General features: G+C 63.3%; 23 protein-coding genes. All 23 read left to right on the top strand.

The annotated features are described in order from the left end of the window. The first annotated feature begins 138 nt into the window (after positions 1-138). The 23 genes from HW466_RS11140 to HW466_RS11250 all read left to right on the top strand — a co-directional run bounded on the left by HW466_RS11140 (position 139) and on the right by HW466_RS11250 (position 20843). Positions 139-2646, top strand: coding sequence for a virulence-associated E family protein (locus tag HW466_RS11140; RefSeq protein WP_151002816.1), 2508 nt, complete (start codon positions 139-141; stop codon positions 2644-2646). A gap of 222 nt (positions 2647-2868) precedes the next feature. Beyond that, positions 2869-3642 (top strand): zinc finger-like domain-containing protein, encoded by a 774-nt coding sequence (locus tag HW466_RS11145; protein WP_151002751.1) that lies wholly within the window; start codon positions 2869-2871, stop codon positions 3640-3642. 188 nt (positions 3643-3830) lie between these two features. Then, positions 3831-4535, top strand: coding sequence for a hypothetical protein (locus HW466_RS11150; protein ID WP_151002753.1), 705 nt, complete (start codon positions 3831-3833; stop codon positions 4533-4535). A 356-nt stretch (positions 4536-4891) separates the two neighbouring features. Then, positions 4892-5461, top strand: coding sequence for a MarR family transcriptional regulator (locus HW466_RS11155; RefSeq protein ID WP_174905713.1), 570 nt, complete (start codon positions 4892-4894; stop codon positions 5459-5461). Continuing rightward, the gene (locus tag HW466_RS11160) at positions 5367-7409 is read left to right on the top strand and encodes a phage terminase large subunit family protein (protein WP_338145011.1); all 2043 of its coding nucleotides are present in this window, start codon (positions 5367-5369) and stop codon (positions 7407-7409) included. The genes HW466_RS11155 and HW466_RS11160 overlap by 95 nt, the downstream gene beginning before the upstream one ends. A gap of 13 nt (positions 7410-7422) precedes the next feature. Continuing rightward, entirely contained in the window at positions 7423-7629 is a 207-nt protein-coding gene (locus tag HW466_RS11165) for a phage head-tail joining protein (RefSeq protein ID WP_006497114.1), read from the top strand. Next, positions 7626-9119 (top strand): phage portal protein, encoded by a 1494-nt coding sequence (locus tag HW466_RS11170; protein WP_151002759.1) that lies wholly within the window; start codon positions 7626-7628, stop codon positions 9117-9119. Before HW466_RS11165 ends, HW466_RS11170 begins: the two co-directional genes overlap by 4 nt. After that, positions 9116-10189 (top strand): head maturation protease, ClpP-related, encoded by a 1074-nt coding sequence (locus HW466_RS11175; RefSeq protein WP_151002761.1) that lies wholly within the window; start codon positions 9116-9118, stop codon positions 10187-10189. The genes HW466_RS11170 and HW466_RS11175 overlap by 4 nt, the downstream gene beginning before the upstream one ends. A gap of 30 nt (positions 10190-10219) precedes the next feature. Continuing rightward, a complete protein-coding gene (locus HW466_RS11180; protein WP_151002763.1) occupies positions 10220-10564 on the top strand; it encodes a head decoration protein in 345 nt (114 codons plus the stop codon). A gap of 73 nt (positions 10565-10637) precedes the next feature. Then, positions 10638-11633, top strand: a complete 996-nt coding sequence (locus HW466_RS11185; protein WP_151002765.1) for a major capsid protein — start codon at positions 10638-10640, stop codon at positions 11631-11633. A gap of 1 nt (position 11634) precedes the next feature. Further along, on the top strand, positions 11635-11922 hold the full coding sequence (locus HW466_RS11190; RefSeq protein WP_124627716.1) for a head-tail joining protein: 288 nt from the start codon (positions 11635-11637) through the stop codon (positions 11920-11922). A gap of 2 nt (positions 11923-11924) precedes the next feature. Continuing rightward, positions 11925-12455, top strand: coding sequence for a phage tail protein (locus HW466_RS11195; protein WP_151002767.1), 531 nt, complete (start codon positions 11925-11927; stop codon positions 12453-12455). After that, complete coding sequence (locus HW466_RS11200; protein ID WP_151002769.1) at positions 12445-12969, top strand: hypothetical protein; 525 nt, start codon at positions 12445-12447, stop codon at positions 12967-12969. Before HW466_RS11195 ends, HW466_RS11200 begins: the two co-directional genes overlap by 11 nt. A gap of 3 nt (positions 12970-12972) precedes the next feature. Continuing rightward, positions 12973-13653 carry a phage baseplate assembly protein V gene (locus tag HW466_RS11205; protein WP_151002774.1) on the top strand — a complete coding sequence of 227 codons (681 nt, stop codon included), beginning with the start codon at positions 12973-12975 and terminating at the stop codon, positions 13651-13653. A gap of 29 nt (positions 13654-13682) precedes the next feature. Next, positions 13683-13913, top strand: coding sequence for a hypothetical protein (locus HW466_RS11210; protein WP_239006199.1), 231 nt, complete (start codon positions 13683-13685; stop codon positions 13911-13913). Then, on the top strand, positions 13913-14248 hold the full coding sequence (locus HW466_RS11215) for a GPW/gp25 family protein (protein WP_151002776.1): 336 nt from the start codon (positions 13913-13915) through the stop codon (positions 14246-14248). The genes HW466_RS11210 and HW466_RS11215 overlap by 1 nt, the downstream gene beginning before the upstream one ends. Further along, positions 14245-15141 (top strand): baseplate assembly protein, encoded by an 897-nt coding sequence (locus HW466_RS11220; protein ID WP_151002778.1) that lies wholly within the window; start codon positions 14245-14247, stop codon positions 15139-15141. The genes HW466_RS11215 and HW466_RS11220 overlap by 4 nt, the downstream gene beginning before the upstream one ends. Then, complete coding sequence (locus HW466_RS11225) at positions 15131-15709, top strand: phage tail protein I (protein ID WP_059503399.1); 579 nt, start codon at positions 15131-15133, stop codon at positions 15707-15709. The genes HW466_RS11220 and HW466_RS11225 overlap by 11 nt, the downstream gene beginning before the upstream one ends. Then, the gene (locus HW466_RS11230) at positions 15697-17919 is read left to right on the top strand and encodes a phage tail protein (RefSeq protein ID WP_151002780.1); all 2223 of its coding nucleotides are present in this window, start codon (positions 15697-15699) and stop codon (positions 17917-17919) included. The genes HW466_RS11225 and HW466_RS11230 overlap by 13 nt, the downstream gene beginning before the upstream one ends. 13 nt (positions 17920-17932) lie before the next feature. Beyond that, the gene (locus HW466_RS11235; protein ID WP_151002782.1) at positions 17933-18691 is read left to right on the top strand and encodes a tail fiber assembly protein; all 759 of its coding nucleotides are present in this window, start codon (positions 17933-17935) and stop codon (positions 18689-18691) included. 77 nt (positions 18692-18768) lie between these two features. Continuing rightward, positions 18769-19938, top strand: a complete 1170-nt coding sequence (locus tag HW466_RS11240) for a phage tail sheath subtilisin-like domain-containing protein (protein ID WP_151002784.1) — start codon at positions 18769-18771, stop codon at positions 19936-19938. A gap of 9 nt (positions 19939-19947) precedes the next feature. Then, complete coding sequence (locus HW466_RS11245) at positions 19948-20454, top strand: phage major tail tube protein (protein WP_059978490.1); 507 nt, start codon at positions 19948-19950, stop codon at positions 20452-20454. Positions 20455-20540: 86 nt separating this feature from the next. Continuing rightward, positions 20541-20843, top strand: coding sequence for a phage tail assembly protein (locus HW466_RS11250; protein WP_059952150.1), 303 nt, complete (start codon positions 20541-20543; stop codon positions 20841-20843). Positions 20844-20890: the final 47 nt, after the last annotated feature.

A 20890-nucleotide genomic window follows, 5' to 3' on the forward strand; every position in this document is an offset into this window, starting at 1 on the left:
TCTCTCACAAGGTCGCACGCGACCGTCGCCTCGCCGAGCTGGATGCGGCTCGGCGTACGAGCTAACCGGTGCTGCTCAATGGATTGTGATCTGGCCGCGAGAAGCGGCCAAAGTAACTTTGATCGAGGGAATTTTTGTATGGCGACACTGGACCAGATCATTCAGCAATTGCGTGCGGCCGGACATCCCGACCTGCCCGCAGGGCATCCCGTCGCGGACGGCAAGCATCATCGGTACGGGCCACGCAAGAAATACTGGTATCAGCTTCGAGAGGTTGTCAGCAAGGGCGCTGTAATCGGCTATGGTGGTACGTTCGGTCACTTCTCGGGCGACGATCCGGGTACCGAGCGATTCGAGTGGAACGGTGCACCACTGAGCGAGGAAGTGCTCGCCGAGACGCGTCGCCGTCAGGAAGCGGCCGAACGCGAGCAGGCTGAACGCGACGCCCGGCAGGCGAAGCTCGCCGCAAACCGCGCGCGTGATCAGTGGAACCGGGCGTCTGAACAGGGCACGTCCGCGTACCTGGAGCGAAAGCAGATCTTGGCCGAAGGCGTGCGCTTTGATACCGACGGCACAATGTTCGTGCCGATGTACCAGTACGGCGACGAGGCTCGTCTCGTCGGCCTGCAGAAGATCACGCCGGACGGCGCGAAGCGCTTCAACAAGGGCATGGAGAAGAAGGGCGCATCGTGTCTGCTCGGCGTGGTGGGTGCTGACGATCAGGTCGTGTTGGTCGCCGAAGGCTACGCGACCGCACGCTCGATCCGCATGGCGCTCGACCGCGCCTTCGCCGTCGACGTCTGCTTCGATGCCGGCGGCATCCTGCCGGCTGTGCGCCGCTTGCGCGCAATGCACCCGGACGTGCACGTGTTGATCTGCGCAGACGATGACTGGAAGATCGAGCAACGCATGCGCGAGTGGCTTGCCGACGAATTCGGTTTCCGTGGCGAGCTGGTATTCGGTGCGGAGCCGGTTCGGATCGAGGCGAAGAATACGTGGTACATGATCGCGGCAGCACGTCGCCGTGACGACAACGGCGTGCCGTACGTCGAAGCGAGCTACGGCAATGATGTGATGCCGGTACGCCGCAAGCGTTTCGAAAACACCGGCCTAAAACGTGCGTACGAGGCGGCAGCCGAGGTCGATGACGTGAGCGTCGTCTATCCGGTATTCGCCAATCGGGGCGAGCGCAAGCTGACGGACTTCAACGACCTGCACGTCGAGGACGGTCTCGAATCCGTCGCCGGGCAGATCCAAGCGGCGATCTTGCGCGTCATCGCGCCAGCGAACGAAGACATCCGGCCGGCGACGGTCGCACCGTCGTCCGTAGATGCACCACAAACGCAACCGCACGCGACGTCCGCTGCCGCAGAACAGTCCGAATGGGATGGCCGCGAAGCGGAGAACGGCGCTCATACGTGGGAGCAGGATCTCGCGCGCTCGGATAAGGGCACGCTGCTGCCGACGCTCGGCAATGTGCACATGATCCTGTCGAACCACAAGGCGTGGAAGGGCGTGATCGAGCAGGACGACTTCGGCGGGCGCGTCATGAAGCGCAAGGCGCCACCGTTCCCGCAGGGCGTGACGGGCGAATGGACCGACATGGACGATCAACGCTGCGCGTTGTGGTTGTCGCAGCGGTATGGCCTGTCGGTGCGTACCGACATCGTGATGAACGCGGTGCTGTTGGTAGCAGACGCGACCCACTTCCACGATGTGCGCGAATACCTCGAAGGGCTCAAATGGGACGGCGTGCCGCGTGTGCGGTCGATGCCATCGACGTACCTGAGAGTGGCCGACAGCGAGTATGTACAGCTCGCCTTCATGAAGTGGATGATCGCGGCCGTCGCACGCGTGATGGAGCCCGGTTGCAAGGTCGACAACGTGCTGATCCTCGAAGGCAAGCAGGGGCACCGCAAATCGACCGCACTGAAGGTGCTGGCGGGTGCGCCGTGGTTCACCGACACGCCGATCCAGATCGGCAACAAGGACACGTACGCTGTGCTGGCCGGCAAGTGGGTAATCGAACTGGCTGAACTGGATTCACTGAACAAGGCCGACTCGTCGGCAGTGAAGAGCTTTTTCGCGACGGCCGTCGACCGGTTCCGTAACTTCTACGGCAAGCGGGCGACGGACGTGCCGCGCCAGTGCGTGTTCGCCGGCTCGGTCAACTTCGACACGTACCTGAAAGACGAATCCGGCAACCGGCGTTACTGGCCGCTGCGAGTCGGTGGTCTGGTCGACATCGACGGCATCGTGGCCGTCCGTGACCAGCTATGGGCCGAAGCCGTTCACCTGTACCGCTGGGGCGTCGTGTGGCACGTGACCGAGCAGGAACGGCCGCTGTTCGAGATCGAGCAGGCAGAGCGCTACGAGGGCGACGTGTACGAGGACAAGATCGCCAAGGCTCTGGAATACGTTGCGCGCACAACGATGGAAGAGATCCTCGCCGACGTCCTGAAGCTCGACACGTCGAAATGGACGTTACCGGAGCAGCGTCGCATCGGCAAGGCGCTGAAGTCGCTCGGTTGGGTGCGCAAGCGGGAGTCGACAGGATCGCGTGGGTGGTACTACGTGCGCGAAGAGCAAGAGCCGGAATCCGAGCGCGAACTGGTCGCAGCGGGTGATGACGACAGTCCGTTGTGATTGTGTGGCGCGCTGTGCCTGCACGGCAAGCGCGCCACTGGCCCCGTCTTGGCGCGCTGCGGACGTCCCATGTCCCAATGTCCCAAGGCGCGGTCTCGGGCGCGGGTGCAGGGGCGCGACATGCGCGACGTGAGCGGCGCATGTCGCGCATGTCGCAGGCGCGCACCCCTGCAAGCCTTTTCCCTTGGGACATTGAGACATTAGGACGAGTAGGAGAGAGTCATGATCGATTTAAAAGAGCGGGTGGGCGTTGCGATGAGCGTTCGTGGTCAGTTCACCGACCCGATTGCCGATCCCAAAGTTACTTTGGGCGCCCTCGCCTTTGCGAACGATCTCGGGAGCTTGCTGGCCCGAATCAAAGCCGGGCCGCTGCCGACGCCAGCGACGGTTCGACGTGCAACGTTGCTGTTGGCGCAGATGATCCGGACGTCTGGCCGATTCAAGCGTGCGCGGTTCACTGGTCTGTCGCGCGACGAGCGCCGCGATCAACGTGCGGGGCACGCTGTCGAGCGTTCGAAGGTCGACATCGTCGAGCGGTTCGCGCTGCGGTTGTTGGATGAGTGGGTGAACGATCAATGTGTCGAGTGCGAAGGGCGTGGTGTCGTGCGTCGTGCGCGTGCCGTCACGAAATCAACACACGCTTGCGGTGTATGCGGGGGCAGCGGGAAGGTGTGTGTATCGGAGGAGCGTATCCCGTTCTTCGAAGGGCGTAACGGGCCGCTGGTCTTTCGGGAATACGAATCATGCGACGACTGCGGCGGGATGGGCCGAATCGCTGCGTTGCCGGTTTCGGATGCGAAGGGCCGGCACATTTGCCCCGACTGTTCCGGTTCCGGCAAGCGGCAGGTCGACGACGCTGGCCGGGCGCACGCGCTCGGCGTATCGCTCGACGAGTATCGGAAGAACTGGTCTTGGCGTTTTCACGACATGCTCGCGCTGCTGGATACAGTAGATGGATCGGTGTACGACACATTGCGTCGACAATTGCGAGGATGAAACGTATTCCATTTCAAGAGCGGATCGCTTAAAATCTGCACATCCTTTACTGCATCACTGGATGAATGAGCGACCGCATACTCGTGTCGCAACCTTTGCCCGACAGGCGTACTGAATCGCGGGAGCGCCGCGACCAACAACGATAACTGTCTGCCGGGATCTGTTGGGAGGGCGTTCGCCCTTACGAAATGAATATCGAAGCCCTGAGTGTGCAAGCGCTCAGGGCTTTTGCTTTCTTCGCTAGAATTGTCCCGTGGTACACCAGAGCGCGAAAATTCAAGCACGGGGAAGGAGGCAAGGTGAGGTCAATAAATTTCGACGACGTAGTAAATCGGAATGACGTTCCTGAATGGATGCGAGTGCGATTCCGGCAAATGTTGGAGGATGTGTACAACCTCATGAATTCGTTGGCGCTTGAAAGTGAGCGCGCATCCGTGATTCTTGCCGTTGCACGCATCGACTCGGATTTGGAAAAATTGCTGCAGCATGTGCTGCACCCGAAGCAGGGGACGGCCGATAATCTGTTTGATTCAGAGCGGCCGCTTAGCGCGTTCTCGGCGAAGATTGCTCTCGCGCGGCGGCTCGGCGTGATCGACGGTGAACTAGAAAGTGCGATTCAGATCTTTCGGCGCATTCGCAATGAATTCGCACACGAGATCGAGGCATCGACCCTTCGCAGTGATCGGAACCGAGATAGGCTTGCAGAGCTGGTGAAAAAGTTTGAAGGTACTGAGCTGTACGAAGCTAGTCTTAATCTCGGCATCGGGAAGAACCATAACAAATCGAGCGAGCAAGAGCAGATGCTCGTGTGTGCCGCTTGCATTGTGACGACGCTGATGATTGGTATTGATTCGTTGAAGCGCGTTGACGTTGGGCGTCCATTGACGCCTTGATAGAGCGAGTTCGAAAAACCAGAAGCCCTGAGTGCGAAAGCCCTCGGGGCTTTTTGCATTGGGGCGCTGAAATGCGAATCGAGTCGACGAGCGCCGGGCCGAGCGAGGTCTGGTCGACGTGGGATGAAGATCGAAGCATGGGGCGCGTTACCGCGCGGTGCTTCGTGTTTGACGACGCGATGGACCGTGTCGTGTGGGCGATGGACCGCGCGGGCGACGGCACGACTGCCGATGTCGCGATCGGTGCGGGTCTGCCTATTTTTTGAGCAGGCGGGGACCCTCTGGGCATCGCCATACGCGGGGGCTCGCACCCGCGTTTTTTCTCTACTGGCGAGTTTCCATAGGGGGTCATATTCATGCCGACTCAGCAGCAGATCGCTGACCATCTCGACCTTGATCAGTCGGCCGTTTCGCGGTTCGTCGACAAGGTCCGGCTCGATTACCGCGCGGCGTCGATCGACGAGATCCGCATTGCCTACATTCGGCACTTGCGCGAGGTCGCGGCGGGCCGCTCCAGCGAGACCGGGATCGATCTTGTCGCCGAGCGTGCGATGACGGAGCGCGTCGATCGCGAGATCAAGCTGCTGACGCTGGCAGAGAAGAAGGGGCAGCTCGTCAATGCGGCGCAGCTCGAACAGGCGTACGGCCTGATGGTCGGCGCATTTCAAACGGAACTGCTGTCGCTGTCGGACAAGCTGGTGCAGGAGCTGCGCACGCTCTACGGCGTCGAGGTGGACGTCGAATGGTTGAACGAGCATATATATGGATGCCTTGAGCAGCTTTCTGAATACGACCCAGACAGTCCACGCGGTGATTCGCCGGATCGCGGAGATGCTGCGTCCGCCGGAGCGGATTGGGACGACGGATTGGGCGCGCAAACATCGCAGGTTGAGCGCGAAGGGATCGGCCAGCCCCGGCCGGTATAACCCGAACATAACGCCGTGGGTGTTCGGCATGCACGAAGCGCTGGACGATCCGACCGTGCAGAAGATTGTGTGTATGAAGTCGGCGCAGGTCGCGTGGACAGATGGCGTGCTGCTGAACTACATCGGCAAGCGGATCGACGTTGATCCGTGCCCGATGATCGTCATGTTCCCGAAAGAGAAGACGGCGAAGAAGTTCAACCTGGAGAAGTTCGAGCCGATGGTCGAGGTGACGCCTCGTCTCTCGGCGAAATTGCCGGTTCACGCGGCCCGCGACAAAAACAACTTGTGGGATCACAAGACGTTCGCGCGCGGCTTCCTGAAGTTCATCACGTCGAACGCGCCGGACGAAGTGAAGTCGACGCCGGCCCCGGTCGTTGCGGTCGAGGAGCCAGACGACGCGAACACGAACGTGCGCGAGCAGGGCGATTCGATCACGCTGCTGGAGGAGCGGAACAAGAGCTATTCGGCCCGGCGACGCAAGATGATCTTGGGCGGCACGCCGACCATCGACGGCCTGTCGCGCATCCAGCAGGCTTACGCGGCATCGGATCAGCGCGTGTATCTGGTGCCGTGCCCTGATTGTGACGAGGAGCATGAGCTGGCGTGGGAAAACGTCACGTGGAGCGAGGGCGCCGAAGTCGTACATGAGGTCTACGGCCGCGCACAACCGGAGACGGCTCGTTACACCTGCCCGCATTGCGGCTCCTTGTGGGACGACGCGGCGCGCATTCGCGCGGTGCGTCGCGGGCGGTGGGTTGCGACGGCACCGTTTCACGGCGTTGCCGGTTTTCGGATCAACGAGCTGGTGTCGCCGTTCCCCGGCTCGAACATGGCCGAGCTGGTCAAGAAGTGGCTGACGGCCGATAAGGCGCTGCGAGAAGGGGACGATACGAAGATGCGTTCGTTCGTGAACAACTCGCAGGGCCGGGCGTACAAGTACAAGACCGATCTGCCCGAGCTGGACGTGCTCGCGCAACGTGCGCTGCCATACGCGGAGCTGACGGTTCCGCTCGGAGGTCTGGTGTTGACGCTCGGCGTCGACGTGCAACACGACCGGCTCGCAATCGTCCTGCGTGCATGGGGGCGCGGCGAGGAAAGCTGGCTCGTCTTGTGGGGAGAGATCTACGGCAACGTGACCGAGCAGCAGCAAGACCCGATGGCGGGCGGTGTATGGGGCGCGCTGACGATGCTGTTGTCGCACGCGTATCGGCATGAGAATGGTTGGCTGTTGCGTGTACGGGCAACGTCGATCGACTCGTCGGACGGTGCGACGTCGGACGCCGTATACAAGTATGTGCGAGCTGCGCAGCAGGCCGGTTACAACGTGATGGCCGTCAAGGGCAGTAGCAACGTCGACGCGGAGATTTTCAGCGTGCCGAAGGCGTCGATCGACTCGACGCGCAACAACAGCAAGGCAGCGAAGTACGGGCTGCGCCCGTACATGGTCGGCGTGAGCCGCGCGAAGGATCTGATCCTCGAAAACCGGCTGAAGCTCGAAGGCGACGGGCCGGGCCGCATGCATTGGTATAGCGGCGTGCGCAGCGACTACCTGTCGCAGCTCACGGCAGAGGTCAAGGTGCCGGGGCCGCGCGGAGGTAAGCGCGTGTGGAAGAAGATCAGCCCGAGAAACGAAGCGCTCGATTGCGAAGGGTATGCGCTGCACGCGGCCCGTAGCGTGAAGGTGCATCTGATGAAAGAAGCGGACTGGCAAGCCGCGCAGCATCGCGCGTCGCAGGTCTCGCTGTTCGATGCGGTTCCGGTGCTGGAGGCTCTGCCTACTGTCATGCCTGCCGAGGCGTTACCTGATCCGCCAGCCAAAGTGGTCGTTGCAGAGACTCCGCGGCCATCGCCGCCAGTAATAAAACCGGCCGAAACCCCGCCCTTGAGCGGGGTTTCGCGCATTCAGGGGCGTCGTGTTGGTCGGTCGACGTACCTGAAGCGCCGTTAAACGAGGGAATCGCATGGCATACACCAAGCAGGATCTGCAGAACATCCAGTCCGCAATCGCGAAGGGCGAGCTGGAAGTCCAGTATGCCGACCGGCGCGTGAAATATCGCTCGATCGGCGAACTACGCGAGGCGCGCACCGAGATCATTCGCGACCTGAACGGCGCGGCTGGGCGTTCGTCGATCGTCCGGATTCGCCACGCCGGCAAGGGGGTGCGATGAAGGCGGGCTTTCCGTCACTCGCGCGGCGCGGATTCGTGGTGCCGACGCGGCTGAAAGCGGCGGCCTATGAGTCGGCGAGCACGACGGGCGCACGGGCGAAGTCGTGGCGAACGTCGAGCGCTGGCCCGAACACGGCGGCGGTACAAAACCTGCCGCTACTGCGCTCGCGCGCTCGCGATGCGATTCGCAACGATCCGTGGGCGAAAACGGCGATTGCCCGACTCGTATCGAACACGATCGGTAACGGTATTCAAGCGCATCCGAAGCATCCGAACGCTGCGGTGCGAAAGATGCAAAAGCAACTTTGGGAGGATAGCTGCGAGGAGATCGACGCTGACGAGCTGTTCGATATGGCTGGCGTGCAGACGCTTGCCGCTCGGGCGTTTTTCAGTGACGGCGAGGTACTGGTTCGTCGCCAGTTCCGCAGTCTGCGCGACGGTTTAGCGGTCCCCATGCAGATCCGGCTTCTCGAAGGCGATCTGCTGCCGATGGAGAAGAACGAGGTCGTGCCGGGCGGGGGCGAGATCGTCAACGGCGTCGAGTTCAATGCGGACGGTCGACGCGTTGCGTATCACCTGCTGCAGCGTCATCCCGGCGAGTACGGGCGTGCATCGACGGCCAACATGCAGACCGTTCGCGTGCCGGCCGACGAGATCGCACACGTGTTTCTCGCGTTGAGGCCCGGCCAGGTGCGCGGCGTTCCCGAGCTGTCGACCGTGCTGCTACGGCTCAAGTCACTGGACAACTTCGACGATGCGGTGCTGTTCCGGCAGGAGGTCAGCAACCTCTTTGTCGGCTTCGTCACGAAGCCACCCGCCGAGCCGGGCTTTCCGGGAGATCCCATCACGGGCGGAGAAATGCAGTACGACGTCGACGGTTTTTCGCCGGTCGTATCGCTCGAACCGGGGAGCATGCAGGAGCTGGCCCCCGGAGAGGACGTCAAGTTCGCCGAGCCACCGGGCGCGGGGACCGACTACGGGCCGTTCATGCGCCAGCAACTGATGGCGGCTGCGGCTTCGGTTGGCATGCCGTACGAAGTCTTGACCGGCGATCTGCGCGACGTGAGCGATCGAGTGTTGCGGGTGATCTTGAACGAGTTCAGGCGATCGATTGAGCAGTTCCAGTGGAATGTGTTCATCCACCAGTTCTGCCGGAAGGTCTGGCGGTGGTGGGTCGATGCCTGCGCACTATCGGGTGCGATGCCGATGGCCGATTACTACCGACACCGTCGCGAGTATCTGCGGGTGCGGTGGGTGCCGCAGGGCTGGCCATATATCCATCCTGTGCAGGACGTCACGGCGAAGCGGATGGAGATCCGGTCCGGGCTGGCGAGCCGGACCGGGGCGGTGTTGTCGCGCGGTGATGATCCGGAGCAGGTCGACCAAGAGAACGCGGACGATCTCGCGCGTGAGCGCCGGCTCGGGATTCGATATGACACGCTCGATCCGGTCGACGGGGCGGGCGATCTTTCAAATGGGGATGGCGAATGAAAGGGAAGAAGCGATGGTGGGACATCCGCGCGCAAGTGAACGCGGCGGGCGAGAGTGAGGTCGAGGTCCGGATCTATGGGGACATTGGATTCTGGGGCACCGACTCGGGGCTGTTCGCGTCGAGGCTCGAAGGGCTAGCGGAGAACGCTGCCTCGATTGTTGTCGCGATCAATTCGATGGGCGGCGACGTGTTCGACGCGTTCGCCATCTACAACGCCGTGCGGCGGTATGCCGGCAAGGTGAAGGGGCGCGTCGACGGCGTCGCCGCGTCCGCAGCGTCGCTTATCCTGATGGCGTGCGACACGATCGAGATGCCGTCGAACGCGCGGCTGATGATCCATAACCCGCACACGGTCGCGGCCGGCGGCGCCGGAGATCTGCGCAAGCTCGCTGACCTGCTCGAAAGCATGTCGGACAGCATGCTGGCGGCCTACGTCGAGCGCAGCGGCCGGACCGAAGAGGAGGTCCGCGCGATCATGGATGCCGAGACTTGGCTCACGGCCGCGCAGGCGAAGGAGCAAGGGTTTTGCGATGCGGTCGTCGACCCGATCCGCATCGCCGCATACGCGGGTGCAGCCCGACTCGCGGCACGCTATGCAGCGGTGCCTGCCGAAATCGTGGCGTTACTGGAGGCCGACGGCGAGATACAGCCAGTCAATCCGTCGCCCGATACTTCGACGCAGCCCCCGCAGCCGCCGGCAGCGCCCGATGTCACGGCGCTGGCGTCGCACGTGTTCGCTGCGTGCCGCGATGCTCGGATCGAGCACTGCGCCGAAGGCATCGTGCTGGCGACCGGCTTGCGCGATCGGGCGACCGTCGACGCGGCAATCCGCAACGCGCAGGACATCGCAGGTATCTGTCTGGCCGCGAGCCTGACCGAACTGACGGCCGGCTTCGTGGCAGATGGGCTGACACCGGATCAGGTGCGTGCGCGGTTGTTTGAGCGTGTGACAGCCTCGCAGAGGCCGATCAACCATCGTGCTGCACCGGTTGCGTCGCAAGACGTGCCCGTGGTCGCGAATGCGCCGCGTGCGGCGTCCATCTACGCGGCTCGCAAGAGCGGCAAGTAACTTTGACGTAACCCGAGGAGGGGAAAACTCATGTCGAACTGGAAGGTACAGGCCGCTCTGACGGCTGAATTTCTCGTGTCGGAGGGCAACGGGCAGATCTCGCGCGAGCGGATCGTCGTGAAGGCAGGCGCTGCACTGCCGGCCGGGCAGGTGCTCGGCGTGACCAGTACCGGCGAATATGCGCCGTACGACAAAGCGGCTAACGACGGTTCGGAAGTCGCTGCTGCCATCCTCTATGCGCCGCTGGCAGCGTCTGAAGCCCCGCGTCCGGCGACGGGTGTCGTCCGGCTCGCCGAAGTCGCTGGCGGCCTGCTCACGGGACTCGATGCTGCCAGTCGCGGGGATCTGGCCGAGCGGCACGTGATCGTCCGTTGATCGAAACCCACCCCATTCAAGGCCACGCCGACCGCGTGGCCTTTTTTGTACCCATTTTCATGTCGGAGGTTGTATGGCGGATATCGCCCTGTTTCAAGACGATGCGTTCTCCCTCTCGTCCCTGAGTGCTGCGATCAACGATCAGCCGTATGTTCCCGGCCGCATCGGCTCGCTCGGCCTGTTCGAAGAGGACGGCATCACGACAACGACGATCCAGATCGAGCGCGACGGCGACACGCTGTCGCTCGTGCCGGCCGGGGAGCGCGGTTCGCCGGCCGCAGTCGTCGTCGGCAGCAAGCGCAAGATGATTCCGTTCAATACGGTGCACCTGCCGCAGCGCGCAGTGATCAAGGCGGACGAGATCCAGAATCTGCGCGCGTTCGGTTCCGAGACCGAACTGGAGGCGCTGCAGACGGTCGTGAATCGCCGGCTCGCGAAGATGCGCCGCCAGCTCGATGCGACGCATGAATTCCATCGAATCGGCGCGATCAAGGGCGCGGTGCTCGATGCCGACGGCAAGACGGTGCTGATCGACCTCCTGCAGTACTTCGGCATCGAGCAGACCGTGATTCCGTTCGAGCTGGGCAAGGCGGACACCGAGATCCGCGTGAAGTGCGTCGAGGTGCAGGACGCGATCGAAGATGCGCTGGGCGCGACGACGTACACGGGTGTGCGCGTGCTCTGCGGCCGGACGTTCTGGAACAAGCTGATCGCCGCGAAGACCGTGAAGGAGACGTACCTCGCGACCGCGATGGCGGCGTCGCTGCGCGGCGATGCGCGCGACGCGTTCGACTTCGGCGGCTGCACGTTCGAGCGCTATCGCGGCCGCGTCGGTGACGTCGGCTATGTGGCGGACGACGAGGCGCACGCGATTCCCGAAGGTGTGCCGGACCTGTTCATCACTCGCTTCGCGCCGGCCGACTACGTCGAGGCGGTCAACACGACTGGCATTCCGTACTACGCGAAGCAGGAGCTGATGGAATTCGGGAAGGGCGTCGAGATCGAGGCGCAGTCGAACCCGATCCATCTGTGCACGCGCCCGAAGGCGCTGGTCAAGCTGAAGGCGTGACATGGCGTTCCGGGATCTGATGGCCGACGTCGACACGGCCGTAAAGCGCGACCTGTCCGACGAGGTCAAGATCGATGGCAAGCCGCTACAAGGCATGTTCAAGGCGCCGTGGCTTGGCCCGGATCTCGGAACGCAACGCACGCAGCTGGTTGCGCCGATCCTCGACATCACGGACGACGATGCGGCACGCGTGCGCGAGGGCAGCATCGTCGAAGCGGGTGGCGAGCGGTTCCGTGTCTTCGAGATTCACCCGACCGGCACGGGCTGGACAATCCTCATTCTGAGGTGACGATGGATCTGTTGAAGGTCGAGATCGACGTACGGGGGGCGCTCGAAGCGCTCGCGGAGCTGCCGCCTGCAGCAATGCAGGCGGCATGGCGTCGGACGCTGCGGAAGACAGGCGCGTGGATTCGGAGTCAGACGGCGAAAGAGGTCAGCGGCGCGACAGGCATTCAGCAGAAGCTCCTGCGGCAGCGGATGTACTTCTTCATGCGATCGCTCGACACGGGCAAGGTGTGGCTCGGCCTGAATCCGCTCGAAGCGCACCGGCTCGGCGCGGTACGGCGCACGAAGAAGGGCATGCGGGCCGGTAAATCGCTGTTCGAGAGCGCGTGGCGCAAGACGAATCGACAACCGGACGGGCCGATCTATCGACGCATCGGCAAGGCCCGGACGCCGTTCGAGGTGGTGAAGGTCGAGTGGTCGCAGACAGGTGATCCAGCATTTCGCCGGGCCGCGCAGGCATGCGAGGCGAGGCTGATGACGGTGCTGCGGCAGGAGGTCAACTATGAACTGCAGAAGGCGGCGAGCCGTGCTCGATAACCTGAAACAACTTCATGACGGCATCGAGGCCGGCCTGCGCGCAAAGCTGCCGGACCTCGAACGCATTCATGCGTATCCGAAGATCGGCAAGGCGATCGAAACGCCGTTCGTCGCGATCGAGCTTGCAGAGCTGGAGCCGGGACACGACGACGGAACGGGCCGTGTGCCGCTGATCGCGCGCATGCAGGCTCGCGTGATCGTTGATCCGTTGGTAGAGGATGCCGAGGTGCAGGTCAGAGAGCTGTCCGCGCGCGTACTGCAAACGGTGCACGGGGCGACGTGGGGACTACCCATGACGCCCGGCAAGCAGGTCGGCTCGGCGGGCGTCGATCCGTTCCGGCCAGAGCTGGACACGTATCTCGTCTGGCTCGTCGAATGGGTGCACGAATTCGACCTGGGCGACGTGTTCGAGCCGCCGACCAAGGGCCGCTCAGTGCTGTGGGGCGTCGATCCCCGGACGGGGCCGGGACACGAGGACGACTACTGGAGTCCGTCCGGACAGGATGCGGGGTAAAGGGTGAGCGACTTCGAGTTAGGCGAGATGGATCGCCGCATGGCATGTCTGACGCAGTCCGCGATCGTCGAGGCCGTCACGTACGATCCGCCTCGCGTGAAGGTGCGCATCGGCGATTGGGTGAGCGACTGGCTCAAATGGCAGGCCGGCGCGGCCGGCAAGGTTCGACATTGGCGTCCGCCGTCCGTCGACGAAGAGGTGGCCCTGTGGGCACCGTCCGGCGATCTCGCCGGTGCATTTGTCGCGCCCGGCTACTACACGGACCAGCACGGCGGCTCGGGGCGGTCCAGTCCGGATGAGACGGCGACGGATTACCCGGACGGTGCATTCGAACAGTACAACCATGCGAGCCATGAATACGTGCTGTCGGTGCCGGCCGGCGGACGGATCGTGTTCCGTATCGGCGCGACGGAGTTCGAGCTGAAGGCAGACGGCGCAATGCTGCGTACGGCGAAGCTGCTCGCCGATGTGCCGGACTCGACGTTCACCGGCAACCAGACGACCGAGAAACTGCTGACGTTCAACGGTGGCATGCAGGGCAAGGCGGGCGAGGGCGGTGGCGTCGCGATGAAGGTCGCGGGCGGAGCTGAATTCACCGACGACGTCGTAGCAGCCGGCAAATCGGTCAGCAAGCACAGGCACCGCGAACAAGGCGACGGCGAACTGGTTAGCTCGCCAGTCTGAGCAATTCAAAGTGACTTTGGACCCCGCCCATGCGGGGTTTTTCGTTTGTGGGGGTGGTGATGGCGAAAGACGCACAGCAAGCCGGGGCGGTGGCTCCCGTGACATTCATCGATACCGCGTTCCGCAGCCGCGTGATCGTGTTTCCGGACGGCTCGCACGTTGCCGTGCTGGCCGGAAAAACGGAAGTGACGCAGCCGGAGCATATCGCGTATCTGGAATCGCGCGGCTGCTTCAAGCGCATTCCGACGAAGGCGCAGTGATGGCCGCGCTGGTCGGCATGTGTCGCCGAACGGGGCGGCTGATCGGGGGTGTCGAGCATCTGGTGCAGAGCGTCGCGGACATCCTGAGCACGCGCAAGGGCGCGCGCCGCGAGCGGCCCGAGTATGGCTCGGATCTTCCGGAAATGGTCGACCTGCCGATCACGCGCGGCTGGATCTCGGCCGCACAGGCCGAAGCGGCACGCGCGATTGCCCGCTGGGAGCCGCGCATTGCACTCGGCCGCGTGAACGTGCTGTCTGTCGTGGACGGCAAAGTAACTTTTCGCATCGTCGGGCAGTACGACGGCGATGACGTTGTATTCGAGGTGACGACATGACTGTCATCGATTTGTCGGCGCTCGATCCGCCCGATCTCGTCGAAACGCTGGACTTCGAGGCCGCGTATCAGCTCAAGCTGCAGCATTTCAAACGCATCTATCCGGACTGGACAGCAGCGCTTGAATCCGATCCGGTCGTGAAGCTGATCGAGCTGGCTGCGTACGACGAAATTCGGTTTCGTGCGCGCGTGAACGACGCGGCACGTGCGGTGTTGCTCGCGTACTCGACGGGCGCGGATCTCGAACATCTCGCGGTGCTTTGGAATTTGCAGCGCGAAGTCGTCGACCCCGGCGACCCTGAAGCGCATCCGCCCGTTCCAGCGACGCGCGAGCGCGACGAGCGCCTGCGATTGCGTACACAGATGGGAATCGAGCGATCGTCGACCGCCGGCCCGTTCGGCGCGTACCGATCACTCGCGATGGACGCATCGCCGGACGTTGCCGACGTGCGCGTCGATCGGCCCGAAGCCGGTGTAGTGCGCGTGGTCGTGAAGTCGTATTCGAACGATGGCGTCGCGAGCGCCGCATTGCTAGACACGGTGCGTCGTGCCCTGTCGCCGGAAGACCGTCGGCCGCTGAACGACACGCTGCTGGTCGTTGCGGCTCGGCCTGTCAATTACACGATCGTCGCCGATGTGTACGTCGGGCGCGGCCCGGACCCCGGTGTCGTGATCGCCGCGCGTCGGCAGGATCTGGATATCGCGGTCGCGGCGGGCGAAGCGTTGCGCGTCGGCATGCCGCGTTCGGCCGTGACCGGTGCACTCCATCCGAAAGCGTCAGGTGTCGTGCGCGTCGACCTGAAGTCGCCTGTCGCCGATGTCGTGTGCGCGGTCGACCAGTTCGCGCGCTGCACATCGATCGTGCTCAATGCAAAGGTGGCCGATGACGAGTGAAGCACTGTTGCCAGCAAACCAGACGAGCCTCGAAGCCGCACTCGCGCAGGTGATGCGCCCGAGCGTCGATCCCGACTTGATCCGCACCCTCTGGGATGCCGATCGCTGCCCGGCCGCGTTTCTGCCGTGGCTTGCGTGGTCGCTTGCGGTCGACGGGTGGGAGCTGGCGGAGTCCGAAGACGCACGCCGGGCGCTGATCAAGTCGTCGCTGGCGATCTACCAGAAGAAGGGCACGCCGTGGGCGATCCGCGAGATCGTGCGGCGGCTCGGCTTCGGCGAGATCGATATTCAGGAAGGGCGCCAGATCAAGCGCCGTGACGGATCTGCCACGCGCAACGGCCGATATCTGCATGGCGGTTCGACCGCATGGGCCGAGTACATCGTGAAGCTGCGGCGGCCAGTGACGCGAGATCAGGGCGAAAACCTGAAGCGGGCGATCGAACGCTACGCGCCGGCTCGCAGCCGGCTCGCGTGGCTCGACTTTTCTGAGGTCGCGATCCGGCACAACGGTGTTGCGACGCGCAACGGTCAATTTACGCGAGGGGTGATTGGTACATGGCCAATCTGAAAGAAGAAGGTAAGTGGGAGGACGGCGTTTATCAGTTCGAGACGTCGGACCCGGTGCAGGGCGGCCCGGACGGCGTCGACAACGTGCCGACCAAGCAACTCGCCAATCGCACGCGCTACCTGAAGGATCGTGCGGATGCAGCGGACAAGGCGATTACGGCGCTTGGCACGCGAGCGGACGCGACGGACAAGAAGGTCGGCGATCTCGGCAACGACAAGGTTGCCAAGTCCGGCGATGCGATGAAGGGCAAGCTGCTCGGCAAGGTCGGTGCAATCACGCCGAACAACACGAACAACGCAGGTTTTGCGTTCGACGGTGATCCGGACTCCGGGATGTTTTCGCCGGGAGACGGGCACGTCCAGCTCGGCGTGCAAGGCGTTCCGTACGTCGTCATGCTCGGCAATAACCTGACGCTTGGCGCTGCCGGCTGGCTCTCGCTGATTGCCGGTGGGAGTGAGCGTGGCCGCATCACGCCGGAGGGCCGGTGGTTGATCGGTGGGGCGGGTGACAATGGCCAAGATACCGTGCGTGTGCAGGGTTCGATCGGCGCAAACGGCGGTATTCGCAGCGCGGGCTACGACGCGAACGGCACGGGTGCTCAGTTTCGCGCGGTGGGTACCGACTACGGCGTCATGCTCCGCAATGACAACAAGAGCGCGTGGTTCTTGCAGACAAACAAGGGCGATCCGAACGGCACCTATAACGACTATCGGCCGATCTCGTGGTCGCTCGATACCGGGGTAGTGCGTATCGATGGCACCGGTTGCGGCACGACCTTCGGCGGTTATGCACGTTTTGCCGGCAGCGTGGAATCCGCGGGCGTCGGCTATTTCGGTGGTGGTGCGGGCAAGGCGAAGGACTACGGCTCGGGCGTCACGCTCGGCTCCAACACGGGCGGCGATATCGTCCTGAAGTCGGCGGGTGCCGACAAGGACATGAAGCTGTGGGACATCCAGTCGAACAACGACAGCGTGAGCATCCGCGCGGTCGACGACGAATGGACGACGGGCATACCCGCCGTGCGGATCACCCGCGTCAATCTCAGCACGTCGATCAAGACCATTGAGCTGGCCCCGAACAGTGGCCGCGTGTTGTCCGGTGGTGCTTGGGACGACGGACGTTCGCCGTTTCAGAACAAGGGTGTGCTCAAGAGTAGCAATTCGGCGGGCGCGCTCGTTGCATCGAACGGCGGCGGAACGGGTCAGACGTCGATCCAGTTGACGCGGGAGGGTGCGCCGACCGACCAGAAAACGTGGGAGCTGGTCCACGGAGCCGACGGCTCGTTGGCCGTTCGCACGGTCAACGACACGTACGCCAACTCGCAAGCTGCGATCAACGTCACTCGCGGTTCGAGCTATGTGCTCGGTACGCTGCAATTGATGCCGCAGGGCGGGCGCGTCGTGGTCGGCAAGGTTGGCGACGACGGCTCCACGCAATTGCAGGTCGGCGGTATGGTCTCGGCCGTGTCGCCGCCGGCCGGCGACAACTCGAACAAGCTGATCACGTCGGCGTGGTTCGCGGCAGCGGTTGCCGACGTACAGATCGGACAGATCGTGTGGGAAGCGCGGACTGCGCCGCGTGCCGGCTTTTTGAAGCTCAACGGCACGGAGCTGAAGCGGGCCGACTATCCGTTGCTGTGGGCGTACGCGCAGGGCAGCGGCGCGATCGTCGCGGACCCAGATTGGGGAAAGGGACGCCACGGTTGCTTTTCCAGCGGGGACGGCAACACGACATTCCGGCTGCCTGATCTTCGTGGCGAATTTATCCGCTGTTGGGATGATGCGCGCGGCGCGGATGCACAGCGTCAAATCGGCAGCTGGCAGGACAGTTTGAACCGCTCGCACGCGCACGGTGCGTCTGCCGCAGCTGTTGGTGACCACTCGCACGGCGCGTGGACCGACGCTCAAGGTATTCACGGTCACGGGGTCAACGATCCGGGGCACTCGCATACCACGCGCATTGGTCGCGTCGGGGTCGTCGGTACGAGCTTTGGTCAGGGCAGCGGTCCCTATAACTGGGATCAGGGCGATAACTTCGGGTCGTCCGGCTCCGGCACGGGGATCTCGATCGCTGCGGACGGCAATCACGGTCACAACGTCGGGATTGGCGGGGCCGGTGCGCACTCGCACACGATCAGTATCGGCGCGGACGGTGGCAACGAGAGCCGTCCACGCAACGTTGCGCTGCTCGCGATGATTCGGGCTTATTAATTCGAGGTCAAACATGCTTTGCAATCAGTACGACAACCTGACTGGCCGCTATGTCGCGAGCTTTCTTGCGGAACGCGATCCGATGGACGCGAATCGCTATCTCGTGCCGGCGTTCTGCACGCTCACGCCTCTGCCTGAAGTGCCGACGCGTTCCTGGCCGTTCTGGCAGGACGGCACGTGGGTGATGAAGCCGGACTATCGCGGCGTGCGTCTGTATCGCACCGATACGGGCGAGCCGGGCGAGATCGCGGTCGCGGGCGTCAGTCCCGATGACGTGGGATTGACCGAAATGCCGCGCCCGTCCGACGAATACGTCTGGAGCGATGGCGCATGGGTGCTCGATGAGGCCGTCGTCGCGGAGCGCTTGCGCGCGGCAGCGATGGCGGACTTCTACGCGCGTATGGAGAAAGCGCGGCAGCAGAATCTCGGCAAGTCGGACGCACGTCTGACGGGACTGCTGACGGATGTCGAAGCGGCAATGTTCGACGCGTGGGCCGCGTATCAAGTTGCGCTTGTCCGTGTGGTCGATCTGCCGACGTTTCCGACCGAGATCACGTGGCCCGCCGAGCCGGATCCGGATGCCGTGCTGGCCAAGGTCGAGGCTGAACGCGCGGAGAAGGCGGCTCGCGAAGCCGAGGAAGCCGTCCGACCTGAGGAGGAAGCTCGCCGCAATGAAGCGGCTGAGACAGCTCCGGATACGGAGACCGCTCTGCCTGCGAATGATGACGCCGCGAGCGATAGCGAGCCGCTCGCCGAGATCGACCCAAAGTAACTTTACCGGCGCATTAATGCGCTGTCCTGTTTCGCAAGCCGCTCCTCGAGCGGCTTTTTTCATTTCTGGAGATCCGCATGGCAGCGACTTCCTTTTTCCACGGCATCACGACAACGATCGTCGAGACCGGTCCGCGCACGATCGCGGTGCCGTCATCGTCGGTCGTCGGCATGACCGATACCTACACGCCCGGTCCTGATCTGGCTCAACCGAATGTGCCCGTGCAGCTGACGAGCTATCGCGAGGCCGTGCAGGCCTTCGGTGAGAAGAGCGCGATCGCACGCGCGGCCCGCGCGATCTACGCGCAAAGCCGTGCGGTTGTTATCGCGGTCGGCGTGCCGACGTCGGCCGATGCGGCGCAGCTCACGTCAGCGATTATCGGCGGTGAGACGGCCGGCGGTGCGCGTACCGGCATGCAGGCACTGATCGACGCGAAGTCGCGTTTCAATACGCAGCCGCGCTTGCTGATCGCGCCCGGCCATACGTCGAAGCAACCGGTCGCGACGGCGGCCGATTCGCTCGCCGGCAAGCTCCGGGCCGTCGCCGTGATCGACGGGCCGAACACGGACGACGAGGCGGCTATCGCGTACGCGAAGAATTTCGGCAGCAAGCGCCTGTACATGGTCGACCCCGGCGCGAAGGCATGGGACAACGCAACGAACGGCGAGATCGCGCTGCCGGCGTCGGCATATGCGGCGGGTCTGTTCTGCCAGACCGACGCGAAGATCGGTTTCTGGGCGTCGCCGTCGAACAAGGAGATCGTCGAGATCACGGGCACGGGCCGACCGATCGAATATCTCGACGGCGACGAGACGTGCCGCGCGAACCTTCTCAACAACGCGAACATCACGACGATCATTCGCGACGGTGGCTATCGCCTGTGGGGGAACCGCACGCTTTCGGCCGATCCGAAGTGGAAGTTCGTCACGCGCGTGCGCACGCTCGACATCGTGATGGACGCCGTGCAGGCCGGTCACAAGTGGGCGGTCGACCGGGGCATCACGGCAACCTACGTCAGCGACGTGACCGAGGGTCTGCAGGCGTTCATGCGTGACCTGAAGCGTCAGGGCGCGCTGATCAACTTCGAGGTCTACCCGGACCCGGAGCTGAACACGGCGAGCCAGCTCGAAGACGGCAAGGTGTACTGGAACATTCGTTTCACGGACGTTCCGCCGGCCGAAAACCCGATTTTCCGCTTCGAGGTCACGAACCAGTGGCTGACCGAAGTGCTCGATAACCAGATCTAAGGGGCAGCGATGATTCCGGAAACTCTGTACAACTGCAACACCTTCGTCGACGGCCGTAGCTACGCGGGGCGTGCGACAAGCATGTCGCCGCCGAAGCTGAAGCTCAAGACGGATGACTTTCGCGCGGGCGGCATGGATGCCGCAGTCAAGGTCGATCAGGGCATGGAAGCGCTCGAAGCGTCGTTCGCGATGGCGACGATGGAATACGACGTGCTGAAGTTCTTCGGGCTGGTGGATCAGGGCGCGTTCAACGGCGTGTTTCGCTCCGTGTTCAAGGACCGCAGTGGCAACTCGAAGAGTGTCGTTGTGTATCTGCGCGGCATGCTCTACGAGGTCGATCCGGGCGAATGGAAGCCGGGCGACAAGGTCGATGCGAAGTTCAACGTGTCGTGCGACTACTACAAGCTGGAGATCGACGGCGCGATCGTGCACGAGATCGACATTTTCGCGTGCAAGCGCGTGATCAACGGCGTGGATCAGCTCGCCGACGTTCGCAAGAAGCTCGGCATGGCGTAGCTGTCATTCGGCCGACACTTAGCAAAGTTACTTTATTCAATCAATGGCGAGCCGATGGCTCGCCATTTTTCATTTCAGGAACCGCAATGGACAAGGTCACGGTCAAGCTCGACTTTCCGATCAAGCTCAACGGTGTCGAGTGCGACACCTTCACGATGCGCCGGCCGAAGGTGCGCGACATGCGTGCTGCGCAGAAGCTCGCGCCGAACGATGCCGAAGAACAGGAGCTGATCCTGTTCGCGACGCTTGCCGACATCGCACCGAGCGATCTCGATGCGATGGATATGGCCGATTACGAGCGCGTGCAGGACGCCTACTACTCCTTTCGATCCGTACGCAAAGCTGGACCGAAAGACGCTCAAGGCGCTGGCGAAGCGCCTCGCGTGTGAGTACGGCATGTCGGCGACGTCGATCGACGAGATGACGGTCGACGACA

Origin of the sequence: Burkholderia territorii (assembly GCF_902833055.1) — a bacterium.
Classification (GTDB): domain Bacteria; phylum Pseudomonadota; class Gammaproteobacteria; order Burkholderiales; family Burkholderiaceae; genus Burkholderia; species Burkholderia territorii.